We start from the raw sequence: 11199 nt of genomic DNA, 5'->3' as shown, positions 1-11199 counted from the left end.
CGCGGCGGGTCAGCTGCCGGCGGTCCATCCCGGGACCGTCGGCAGCACCTTCTCGGCGAGCCGCAGCAGGACGGCGCCGTCCGGCACCATGCCGTCGGCGCGCCACAGGGTCACGTCGAAGGAGCCACCGCCGTCCTTCGCGTCCTTGGCCACCATCAGGGACCGCAGCGGGACCCCGGGACCGCTGTCGGCGTCGCCCCCGTCGAGGCGGAAGGCGATCCTGATCGTGCGGTCCGAGTACAGCACCGCCGGCCGGCCCAGCACCGTGCGCTTCTCCGCGTCCCTCAGCAGCGACTCCGACCCCGCCACCGGGAGGTCGTCGTAGGTGGCCGACAGCGTCACGGTGTACGTGTCGAACTCGACCTCGGCGGAGGGCATCGGGATGTCCTTGCCGCCGGAGAGCCCGACGGAGCCGTCGCTGCCGCTCGCGGTCTTCGCGTCCTCGGCCGGCGTGCCCAGGAGCTCGGCGATGTCGGGGCGGAGCAGTGCCTCGCACAGCTGGGCCCCGGTCACCCGCCCGGTCGGTTTCCCGGGCGTCTCGTCCGAGCATGTGGCGGGAGGCGGCCCACCGCTCTCGGACGTCTGCCCGTACGCCCACAAACCCCCGCCGAGCGCCGTCACCATCGCCACGGCCGCGATGGCCTGCCCCCATACGTTCGCGCCCTTTTCGGGCGCGCGGACGCTTTCGGTCATGTCCCCCACCTGTAGTGATCCCCCTGATGTGCGCCCGGGGACACTAGCTCCTGGACATGTCCTGGACAAAGCCGATTTTCTCGGCCCCGCTCTCGGAGCCCCCGTCCCGGCGATCAGTGATTGCATAAAACTGCGGCGAAACGTATAGTCATGCCATCTAGGAGGAGGATTCCATGGCGGTACGTGCGGCGGTGGCCGGAGCGAGCGGGTATGCGGGCGGGGAACTGCTGCGCCTGCTCCTGGCGCACCCCGAGGTCGAGATCGGCGCCCTGACCGGCAACTCGAACGCCGGGCAGCGACTCGGTGCGCTCCAGCCGCACCTGCTGCCGCTCGCCGACCGCGTGCTCCAGGAGACCACGCCCGAGGTGCTGGCCGGGCACGACGTCGTCTTCCTCGCCCTGCCGCACGGGCAGTCCGCGGCCGTCGCCGAGCAGCTCGGCCCGGACGCGCTGGTCGTCGACATGGGCGCCGACTTCCGGCTGAAGGACGCGGGCGACTGGGAGCGGTTCTACGGCTCCCAGCATGCCGGCACCTGGCCGTACGGCCTTCCCGAGCTGCCGGGTGCCCGCGCTGCGCTGGAGGGGTCCAAGCGCATCGCGGTGCCCGGTTGTTACCCGACCGCCGTCTCGCTCGCCCTCTTCCCGGCCTACGCCGCCTCGCTCGCCGAGCCCGAGGCCGTGATCGTCGCCGCCTCCGGCACGTCCGGCGCGGGCAAGGCGCCCAAGCCGCACCTGCTGGGCAGCGAGGTCATGGGGTCCATGACGCCGTACGGCGTCGGCGGCGGTCACCGGCACACGCCCGAGATGATCCAGAACCTCAGCGCGGCGGCGGGGGAGCGGGTCTCCGTCTCCTTCACGCCGACCCTCGCGCCCATGCCCCGCGGCATCCTCGCCACGTGCAGCGCGCAGGCCAAGGACGGCGTCACCGCCGAGTCGGTCCGCGCCGCGTACGAGAAGGCGTTCGCCGACGAGCCCTTCGTCCACCTCCTCCCCGAGGGGCAGTGGCCCGCCACGGCGTCCGTCTACGGTTCGAACGCCGTTCAGGTGCAGGTCGCGTTCGACGCCGCCGCGAACCGCATCATCGCGATCAGCGCCATCGACAACCTCACCAAGGGCACGGCCGGTGGTGCCGTCCAGAGCATGAACATCGCCCTCGGGTTTCACGAGAACACCGGGCTTTCCACGATCGGAGTCGCACCGTGAGTGTCACGGCAGCAAAGGGGTTCCGGGCGGCAGGCATCGCCGCCGGGATCAAGGAGAACGGCAATCCGGACCTGGCCCTCGTGGTCAACGACGGTCCCCGCCGCGCCGCCGCGGGCGTCTTCACCTCCAACCGCGTCAAGGCCGCCCCGGTCCTGTGGTCCGAGCAGGTGCTGAGGAGCGGCCAGATCTCGGCCGTCGTGCTGAACTCCGGCGGCGCCAACGCCTGCACCGGCCCGAAGGGCTTCCAGGACACCCACGCCACCGCCGAGAAGGTCGCCGAAGTGCTCGGCCGCGGCGCGATCGAGGTCGCCGTCTGCTCGACGGGTCTGATCGGCGTCCTGCTCCCGATGGACAAGCTGCTGCCCGGCGTCGAGACCGCGGCCGCTTCCCTGAGCGAGCACGGCGGCGAGAAGGCCGCCATCGCCATCAAGACCACCGACACGGTCCACAAGACGTCCGTCGTCACCAGGGGAGGCTGGACCGTCGGCGGCATGGCCAAGGGCGCGGGCATGCTCGCCCCCGGCCTCGCCACCATGCTGGTCGTGCTCACCACGGACGCGGTCGTCGGGAGCGACGATCTGGACAGGGCGCTGCGGGCCGCGACCCGCACGACCTTCGACCGCGTCGACTCCGACGGCTGCATGTCCACCAACGACACCGTGCTGCTGCTCGCCTCCGGCTCCTCCGAAGTCACCCCGGACCAGGCGGAGTTCGCCGAGGCGGTACGCCAGGTCTGCGACGACCTCGGCCAGCAGCTGATCCGGGACGCCGAGGGCGCGAGCAAGGACATCAAGGTCGAGGTGATCAACGCCGCGACCGAGGACGACGCCGTCGAGGTGGGCCGCTCCATCGCCCGCAACAACCTCCTCAAGTGCGCCATCCACGGCGAGGACCCCAACTGGGGCCGGGTGCTCTCCGCGATCGGGACGACGAAGGCCGCCTTCGAGCCGGAGCAGCTCAACGTCGCCATCAACGGCGTCTGGGTCTGCAAGAACGGCGGCGTCGGCGAGGACCGGGAGAAGGTCGACATGCGCTACCGCGAGGTGCACATCGTCGCCGACCTCGCCGCGGGCTCCGAGACCGCCACGATCTGGACCAACGACCTGACCGCCGACTACGTCCACGAGAACAGCGCCTACTCGTCATGAGCAACGCACCCGCGCGGAAGCACACCGCGCTCCCGAAGGCCCAGATCCTCATCGAGGCGCTGCCCTGGCTGGTCCGGCACAACGGCAAGACCGTCGTCATCAAGTTCGGCGGCAACGCCATGATCGACGAGGAGCTGAAGGCCGCGTTCGCGCAGGACGTGGTGTTCCTGCACCACGCCGGCCTCAAGCCCGTCGTAGTGCACGGCGGCGGCCCGCAGATCAGCGCCGCCCTCGACAAGCACGGCATCGTCAGCGAGTTCAAGGCCGGCCTGCGCGTCACCACCGAGGACGCCATGGACGTCGTACGGATGGTGCTGGCCGGACAGGTGCAGCGCGAGCTCGTCGGCCTGCTCAACCAGCACGGCCCGCTCGCCGTCGGCCTGACCGGCGAGGACGCCCACACCATCACAGCCACCCGCCACCAGCCCGAGATCGACGGCGAACTCGTCGACATCGGACGGGTCGGCGAGATCACCGACATCGACACGGGCGCGATCGAGGCCCTGCTGGCCGACGGCCGTATCCCGGTCGTCTCGTCGATCGCCCGGAGCCAGGACGACGGACATGTCTACAACGTCAATGCTGATACGGCGGCTGCGGCACTCGCTGCCGCGCTGGGCGCCGAAACCCTCATGGTCCTCACGGACGTCGAGGGCCTCTACGAGGACTGGCCCAACAGCGACGAGGTGATCAGCCGCCTCACCGCTTCCCAACTGGAGAAGCTGCTGCCGGAGTTGAGCTCCGGAATGGTGCCGAAGATGGAGGGCTGTCTGCATGCCGTCCGGGGCGGCGTGACCACCGCCCGCGTCATCGACGGCCGGGTCCAGCACTCCATCCTGCTGGAGATCTTCACCGACGAGGGAATCGGCACGATGGTCGTGCCGGACGCGCCAGAGGGGGACGCCGAATGACCGTCAATCAGGAGTACGCCCAGCGGTGGCAGGGCTCGCTGATGAACAACTACGGCACCCCGCGGCTCCCTCTCGTGCGCGGCGAGGGCCTGAAGGTCTGGGACGCCGACGGCAGGCAGTACCTCGACTTCGTCGGCGGCATCGCCACCAACGCGCTCGGCCATGCCCACCCGGCGATCGTCGACGCCGTGAGCAGGCAGATCGCGTCACTCGGCCACATCTCCAACTTCTTCATGGCCGAGCCGACCGTCGCCCTCGCCGAGCGGCTCCTCCAGCTCTTCGGCCGGGACGGCAAGGTCTTCTTCTGCAACTCCGGTGCCGAGGCCAACGAGGCCGCGTTCAAGATCGGCCGGCTGACCGGGCGGACCCACATGGTCGCCACCGACGGCGGCTTCCACGGCCGCACCATGGGCGCTCTCGCACTCACCGGCCAGCCCGCCAAGCAGGACCCGTTCCTGCCGCTGCCGGGCGACGTCACCCACGTGCCCTACAGCGACGCGCAGGCGCTGGCCGCGGCCGTCACCGAGGAGACGGCCCTGGTGATCATCGAACCCATCCAGGGCGAGAACGGCGTCGTGGTCCCGCCGGCCGGCTACCTCAAGGCGGCGCGGGCGATCACCGCCGCCACCGGTGCGCTGCTGGTCCTGGACGAGGTGCAGACCGGCACCGGGCGCACCGGGCACTGGTTCGCCTACCAGGCCAGCGAAGGTGTCCTGCCGGACGTCGTCACCCTCGCCAAGCAGCTCGGCGGTGGGCTGCCGCTGGGCGCGACGGTCGCGTTCGGCCGGGCGGCGGAGCTGCTCCAGCCCGGTCACCACGGGACGACCTTCGGGGGAAACCCCGTCGCGTGCGCCGCGGGTCTGGCCGTGCTGGACACCATCGCGAACGAGGGGTTGCTGGAGAACGTCAAGCAGCAGAGCGAGAAGTTGCGCGACGGAATCGACGCTCTCGATCACCGGTTGATCGATTATGTCCGGGGTGCGGGCCTGCTCCTGGGTATCGTGCTCACCGAGCCGCTCGCCGCCAAGGTGCAGCAGGTGGCTCAGGACGCCGGATTCCTGGTGAACGCGCCCGCCCCCGATGTCGTACGGCTCATGCCGCCCCTGAACCTCGGGGACGACGAAGTGGAGGCGCTTCTTCAGGCCCTTCCCGGCATCCTGGACGGGGCCGACACGGCCGACGGGGACGCATGATCCGGAGAATGGGACGACGATGAGTCAGGCGCAGGACCACGAGCACAACGGGGTCGCAGGGCCTGCCGTACCGCAGACCCGCACCGCCCGCCACCGCCGGATCGTCGACATCCTCAACCGGATGCCGGTGCGGTCGCAGAGCCAGCTGGCGAAGCTGCTCGCCGACGACGGGCTGAGCGTCACTCAGGCGACGCTCTCCCGGGACCTCGACGAGCTGAACGCCGTGAAGATCCGCAACAACGACGGCGACCTCATCTACGCGGTGCCGAGCGAGGGGGGTTTCAGGACCCCCCGTGCGCCGCTGGGGGAGTCGGCGAAGGAGGAGCGGATGCGGCGGCTGTCGCAGGAGCTGCTGATCTCCGCGGAGGCCTCGGCGAATCTCGTGGTCCTGCGCACCCCTCCGGGGGCCGCGCAGTTCCTGGCCTCGTCCATCGACCAGGCCGAGCTGCACGACATTCTGGGGACGATCGCCGGTGACGACACGTTGCTGCTGATCAGCCGGAACCCCACGGGGGGTCAGGCTCTCGCCGATCATTTGTTGAGGCTGGCTCAGAACGGGCACTGAGCGGGGTGGTGGCAGGTGCGCCGCCGACTCCGGGCTGCGTTGTGCCCGGTCGCGCAGTTCCCCGCGCCCCTGGGTAGGGGCGGTCACCCGAGTCGAGCCGCCAAGCCCCCCGTGCACCGCACCTCGTCGCCCGCCGTGATCAGCAGGGCCTCCACGTCCGGGAGGGACTCCAGCCAGGTCAGGCCCTCGCGTGAACCCATCGCGAAGGCTGCTGTCGCCCAGCAGTCCGCCCAGGTGAGTCGAGGGGCCACCACCGTCACGGCCACCAGGTCCGTCACCGCGGAGCGGCCCGTGCGCGGGTCGACTATGTGGGCGCCGCGCTCCGCCGTGCCGGAGGTGGCCACCGCCAGTTCGTTCAGCCCGGCGGCGGAGATCACCGCTGCCAGGCCGCCGGGGCGAAGCGGGTCGGACACGCCCACACGCCAAGGGCGTTGAGGGCCCGGTGTGCCCAGGAGCTGGACGTCGCCGCCGCCGTTGACGCTGACGCCGGTCACGCCCGGGACGTCCGCCAGGCGGCGTGCCGCACGCTCGACCGACCAGCCCTTGACGATGCCGGTCGGGTCGAAACGGCCCTCGTAGGTCGTGCTGAACCAGCCTTCGCTGAGCCGCTCCGCCTCGGCGCCCAGGTCCAGGACCTCGGTCACCTCCGGGTCGCACTCGTCGATGGTCAGCTCCCCGCGCGCCAGCCGGCAGATCTGGCTGCCGTCGCGGTACGTGCTGAACACCTCGTCGACCCGGTGCAGCCCCGCGACCGCCTCCTCCAGCGCCGACCGCACTGCATCGGGATCCCCGCCGCGGATGTCGAAGGAGACGACCGTCCCCATGACCTCCTCCGCCCGACGTACCGCGGCGGGAGCCTGTGTCGGTTCCGCCACCGTGTCAGCCACCGGCCTGGTCCAGCGCCGACTGGAGCGACTCCTTGTAGCCGGCGCTGGTGTACGTGGCCCCGGAGACCGCGTCGATGTCGGCACTGCCGGCGGTCACGGCCGCCTGGTTGAGCTTCGGCACGGCGTTCGCGGTGATCCGGTCGCTCTGCCCGCCCTTGGGCGCCTGCACCGTCTCGGCCTGGGTGATCTTCCCGCCGCTGACCGTGATCCGGACCTGGACCGCGCCGTACTGGGTCTGCGCGACGCTGCCGGTGACGGTCTTGGCCTGCGCGGCGCCCGAACCTTGCGAGCCGGAGCCCTCGGAGCCGGAGCCCTGCGAACCCGAGCCCTGTGAAGAGCCGCCGGCCGCCTTCGCCTTGTCGATCGCGGACTGGAGGGACTCCTTGTAGCCGGCGCTCGTGTAGGTGGCCCCGGACACCGCGTCGATGTCGGCGCCCTGCGCGGCGACGACCGCCTGGTTCAGCTTCGGCACGGCGTTCGCGGTGATCCGGTCGCTCTGCCCGCCCTTGGGCGCCTGCACCGCCTCGGCCCGGGTGATCTTCCCGTTGCTCACGGTCAACCGCACCTGCACGGCGCCGTACTGCGTCTGCGCCGCCTCACCGGTGACCGTGCCGGACCCGGCCGCCTGGGCGCCGCCCTGGGCCGAGGCGGCCGGCGGTGCGCCGACGCCGGCCGCCTGCGCGGAACCCGGGTCGGACGCCGGCTTCAGCGACAGCAGCAGCACGATCCCGGACACGGTGGCCGCTCCGGCCAGCACGACTCGCCGGATGGGGTGACTCTTCCTCATGGCTTCTACAGCTCCTGAAGTCTTGAAGTCCCGTCGCTCACATCTCGAACGACTCGTGATGGATGCGGCGGGCAGGCACACCCGCGTCGCGCAGTGCTTCGTAGACGGACTGTGCGAAGCCGGTCGGCCCGCACATGAACACGTCGTGCTTGTCGATGTCGGGGAGCTTCTGCTGCAACCGCTCCGCCGAGATGTCGGGCCGCTCGCCGTCGGGGCTGTTGACCGCGTACATCAGCCGGGCGCCGCGCTCGTCGGCGATCTTCGCCAGCTCGTCCCACAGCGCCAGGTCCTGGGTGCTGTTGGCCCGGTAGAGCAGCGTGATGTCGCCGGACGCGCCCGGCAGCGTCTCGAACAGGGCCCGCATCGGTGTGATGCCGACGCCGCCCGCCACCAGCAGTACCTTGCCCCGGCTGCGGCGCTGGGCGGTCATGGCGCCGTACGGACCCTCCGCCCACACCTTGGTGCCGGGCTTCAGATCCCGCAGGCGGGAGGTGTGGTCGCCGATCGCCTTCACGGTGATCCGCAGCATGTCGGGGCGCGGCGCCGCCGACAGGGAGTACGGGTGGGAGCTGAACCGCATGCCCGGCGCCTTGAACCGCCAGCGGAAGAACTGCCCCGCCTCCGCGCCCATCCGATGCAGCTTGCGCCCCCCGATCAGCACCGACACGATGCCCGGCGTCTCCTCGATGACCGCCTCGACGTACATCCGGTGCCGCAGGTTCAGACGGATCGGGGTGATCACCCGGTACCAGAGCACGGCCGCGGTCACCGCCCCGTACAGCCCGTACCAGAAGGTCTTCGCGGTGGGCTCGACGGCGAACTCGTTGCCGGTGGTGATCTGGTGCCAGAACGTCAGGAACACCGCGGCGTACGTCAGCAGGTGCACGTGGTACCAGGTGTCGTACGGGATCCGGCGGCGGATGCCCCCGATCGAGATGAGCGCGATGAAGAACAGCAGACCGGTGCCGATGGCCGCCTTGCCCATGTCAGGCAGGGTGTTGATCGAGTCGATCGTCTGCTGGACGATGCCGCCGAGCGTCTTCCCGGCCTGGAGCGCGTAGCCCCACATGATCAGGAAGACGTGCGCGATGACCAGGCAGACCGTGTAGCGGCCGCTCATCGCGTGCCAGCGCGCGACCCGGTCCGAGCCCACCCGCCGCTCCAGCGCGGGCACCCGCGCCATCTGGAGCACCACGAGCGCCATCAGGTAACCCGCGAGCAGACCGGTGATCCGGCCCGCGGCGATGATCTTGGCGGTGTTGTCCGCGAGGGACGGGGTGTTGTCCCACCACAGCCACAGCACGGCGGCGGCGCCCGCCCATAGGGCGATCACCAGCGGAACGGCCGGGGAGCGGCGCGGTCGGATGCGGCGCATCGTCTGGCGTCGGGCGGCACGGCCGCCCGCGATCGTGGTGGTCACGGTTCCTCCGGGGACGGGAGCAAGGGGGGTGGCGTGGTCCCTTGGCCCTGAGATACGTGCGGGGAGGTCCGTGTGTTCAGCGGTGGTTGTTCGGTGGTGGTGGCTCTGTGCCGGTCAGTACCGGGTGATCGCCGTGGCGCCGCCCGCCGTGCCGATCGCGATGTGCGGTCGGCGCTTCGGCTCGGCCCACTTCAGGATCCGCCGCATCGCGTCCCGCGACACCGACACACAACCGGCCGTCGCTCCGCGCCCCTTCACATGGAGGAAGATCCCGGCGCCGCGTCCCTTCACCGGACGGTCGTAGTTGAAGCCGATGACGAGCGCGTGCGCGTACGGCGCCCCGTAGGAGATCAGGTGCTCGGACTCGGCCGCCCGGCAGTCACGGGACCGCGGCTCGCTCCACCGGTTGTAGGCACGGGAGTCGTTGTCCTGGCACCACCAGGACCCCTGGTGCACACGGCGGTACCTGTACGTCGTCCCGCGCGGCGCCTTCTCGATGCCGAAGGCGTACGGCAGCCCGTACAGCCCCGTCGGTGTCGTGTTCGTGCCCTGCCTGCGCTTCGTCCCCCGGACCAGCCCCTTCGCGCCGAACCGGGCCGACGCCGAACCGGCCTTCACCCAGCGCCCGCCGGCCCGGTTCCACCAGGTCACCGTCCCCGACGTCGAGCCGGCCCGCGGTGCGACGGCGGTGATCAGCTGGCTGCCGCCGCCGGTGTCGGCCATGCGCGCGGGCAGCGGCCGGGGCGGGCCCTCACCCGGCGCGGCGCCGAGCACGAGGAGGGACGCGGAAGCGAGGGCGACGACACCGGGGCGCATGGCTCAGAAGCTAGACGGAGGCAGCGGCAACGGCACGCCGGGTAGGCCATCTAGGCTGGTCGCGATGTAGTCCTTCTTGGCGAAGTACGCGCTGAGCGACTCGTCGTCCTCCCGCGCGAACCGCTTGCCGTGCAGATCGCGGTCCTCGTCGTACGTCATCAGGGGGACCGCGTACCCGCAGGAGTCGCGGATGTGATCGGCCCGCACCAGGATGATCGCGCGCAGCCCGTGCAGCGACGGGTCGATGTCGGGGAAGTGCCCGAGCAGTTCCTTGAACCGGGGGTCGTCGCGGAAGACCGCCTCGCCCCGGCCGTGCACCCGCACGATGTTGGGCGGGCCCTGGAAGGCGCACCACATGAGGGTGATCCGGCCGTTCTCCCGCAGATGCGCGATGGTCTCGGCGTTGGAGCCTGCGAAGTCGAGGTAGGCCAGCGTCAGTTCGTCGAGGATGACGAACGAGCCCTTGAGGCCCTTGGGGGAGAGATTGACCGTGCCGTCGGCGGACAGCGGAGCCGTCGCGGTGAAGAAGAGCGGCTGCTCCTCGATGAACGTGCGCAGCCGGCCGTCTATGCGTTCATAAGTTTTTCCCACGTCAACCGAGTATGGACCGGGATCGTTCGCCTGTCTAAGGAATTCCGGGGTCCGGTTGACCCGTCCGTGGCCGCCCCGGCCGGCGTTCAGCGGGGCGGCCACAGCGCCTGTCACGTCACTTGGTGAGCGTGCAGGCGGCCAGGGAGTTCAGGCCCTGCGGCTTCGCCGCCGTACGGCCGATGGAGATGGCGATGCGGTCGATCGCGGCCACTCGCTTGTCCTTGAGGGGGCCGAGGATGGCGTTCTGGACGAAGTTCGGCCCGCCCTGTCCGACGGTGTCGACCAGTCGCTTGTCGGCCTCCTGGATCTGGGTGTCGAGCAGCGCGAGGTTGCGGTCGACCTCGGCCCGCGCGGTCGCGGGAACGGCGGGGAGCTTCGACCTCACGTCCGGGCAGGAGATGGTGCCGACGGCGTTGGTGTTGCCCGAGTTGCCGGCATTCCCGCTGGTGCCGGTGTTGCCGCCGGCCTGCTTGGTCGGCGTCGCCTTCGGGGTTGCCGCGGTTGCGTTCCCGCCCGTGTTGAGCGTGCACGGTGCCAGCGCCTCCAGGCCCTGCGGTCTGGCGGCCGTGCGGCCGATGGCCGTCGCCATGCGGTTGACCGTCGCCACCCGCTTGTCCTTGAGGGGGCCGAGGATGGCGTTCTGGACGAAGTTCGGCCCGCCCTGTCCGACGGTGTCGACCAGTCGCTTGTCGGCCTCCCGGATCTGGGTGTCGAGCAGCGCGAGGTTGCGGTCGACCTCGGCCCGCGCGGTCGCGGGAACGGCGGGGAGCTTCGACCTCACGTCCGGGCACGAGATGGTGCCGGGCCCGGCGAGCGTGCGGGCGTTCGTACCACCGTTCCGGGACGTCTCCCCGGCGAGGGCGAACCCGGCGATGACCGTGCCGGACAGCGCCACCGCGGCGGCGCCGCCGATGAACGCGACGCGACGCTTGTTGTACTTCGGAAGAGCCCTGGACATGCGGATGCCTCACTCGGGTTCGGGGGTG

General features: G+C 70.9%; 12 protein-coding genes. 5 read left to right on the top strand and 7 right to left on the bottom strand.

The window, feature by feature from the left end:
- Window positions 1-9: 9 nt before the first annotated feature.
- Window positions 10-693: a DUF6215 domain-containing protein gene (locus PGH47_RS08105; RefSeq protein WP_271662853.1), complete on the bottom strand. Its 684-nt coding sequence runs from the start codon at window positions 691-693 to the stop codon at window positions 10-12.
- Between the two features lie 173 nt (window positions 694-866).
- Here PGH47_RS08105 and argC point away from each other — a divergent pair, with 173 nt between their 5' ends.
- Genes argC through PGH47_RS08080 form a run of 5 tightly spaced genes read left to right on the top strand, consistent with a single transcriptional unit; the run spans window position 867 to window position 5712 of the window.
- A complete protein-coding gene (argC, locus tag PGH47_RS08100) occupies window positions 867-1895 on the top strand; it encodes an N-acetyl-gamma-glutamyl-phosphate reductase (protein WP_271662852.1) in 1029 nt (342 codons plus the stop codon).
- Window positions 1892-3043: a bifunctional glutamate N-acetyltransferase/amino-acid acetyltransferase ArgJ gene (argJ, locus tag PGH47_RS08095; protein ID WP_271662851.1), complete on the top strand. Its 1152-nt coding sequence runs from the start codon at window positions 1892-1894 to the stop codon at window positions 3041-3043. The genes argC and argJ overlap by 4 nt, the downstream gene beginning before the upstream one ends.
- On the top strand, window positions 3040-3954 hold the full coding sequence (gene argB, locus PGH47_RS08090; RefSeq protein WP_269643388.1) for an acetylglutamate kinase: 915 nt from the start codon (window positions 3040-3042) through the stop codon (window positions 3952-3954). Before argJ ends, argB begins: the two co-directional genes overlap by 4 nt.
- Window positions 3951-5147, top strand: coding sequence for an acetylornithine transaminase (locus PGH47_RS08085; RefSeq protein WP_271662850.1), 1197 nt, complete (start codon window positions 3951-3953; stop codon window positions 5145-5147). The genes argB and PGH47_RS08085 overlap by 4 nt, the downstream gene beginning before the upstream one ends.
- Window positions 5148-5166: 19 nt before the next feature.
- Window positions 5167-5712, top strand: coding sequence for an arginine repressor (locus tag PGH47_RS08080; protein ID WP_125524811.1), 546 nt, complete (start codon window positions 5167-5169; stop codon window positions 5710-5712).
- An 83-nt stretch (window positions 5713-5795) separates the two neighbouring features.
- Here PGH47_RS08080 and PGH47_RS08075 read toward each other — a convergent pair whose 3' ends face one another.
- The 6 genes from PGH47_RS08075 to PGH47_RS08050 all read right to left on the bottom strand — a co-directional run bounded on the left by PGH47_RS08075 (window position 5796) and on the right by PGH47_RS08050 (window position 11171).
- Window positions 5796-6536 carry an FAD:protein FMN transferase gene (locus tag PGH47_RS08075; RefSeq protein WP_271662849.1) on the bottom strand — a complete coding sequence of 247 codons (741 nt, stop codon included), beginning with the start codon at window positions 6534-6536 and terminating at the stop codon, window positions 5796-5798.
- A gap of 55 nt (window positions 6537-6591) precedes the next feature.
- Window positions 6592-7386 (bottom strand): FMN-binding protein, encoded by a 795-nt coding sequence (locus tag PGH47_RS08070; protein WP_271662848.1) that lies wholly within the window; start codon window positions 7384-7386, stop codon window positions 6592-6594.
- 37 nt (window positions 7387-7423) lie between these two features.
- Window positions 7424-8806: a ferredoxin reductase family protein gene (locus PGH47_RS08065; protein ID WP_185932602.1), complete on the bottom strand. Its 1383-nt coding sequence runs from the start codon at window positions 8804-8806 to the stop codon at window positions 7424-7426.
- 114 nt (window positions 8807-8920) lie between these two features.
- Window positions 8921-9622, bottom strand: a complete 702-nt coding sequence (locus tag PGH47_RS08060; RefSeq protein WP_271662847.1) for a L,D-transpeptidase family protein — start codon at window positions 9620-9622, stop codon at window positions 8921-8923.
- Window positions 9623-9625: 3 nt separating this feature from the next.
- Window positions 9626-10213 carry a pyridoxamine 5'-phosphate oxidase family protein gene (locus PGH47_RS08055; protein ID WP_107909313.1) on the bottom strand — a complete coding sequence of 196 codons (588 nt, stop codon included), beginning with the start codon at window positions 10211-10213 and terminating at the stop codon, window positions 9626-9628.
- Window positions 10214-10328: 115 nt separating this feature from the next.
- Window positions 10329-11171, bottom strand: coding sequence for a hypothetical protein (locus tag PGH47_RS08050; RefSeq protein ID WP_271662846.1), 843 nt, complete (start codon window positions 11169-11171; stop codon window positions 10329-10331).
- Window positions 11172-11199 lie beyond the last annotated feature (28 nt).

Source organism: Streptomyces sp. HUAS 31, assembly GCF_028198125.1.
GTDB classification, from domain to species: domain Bacteria; phylum Actinomycetota; class Actinomycetes; order Streptomycetales; family Streptomycetaceae; genus Streptomyces; species Streptomyces chartreusis.
The sequence above is the reverse complement of the archived record's forward strand: the minus strand, read 5'-3'. Positions and strand labels throughout refer to the sequence as shown.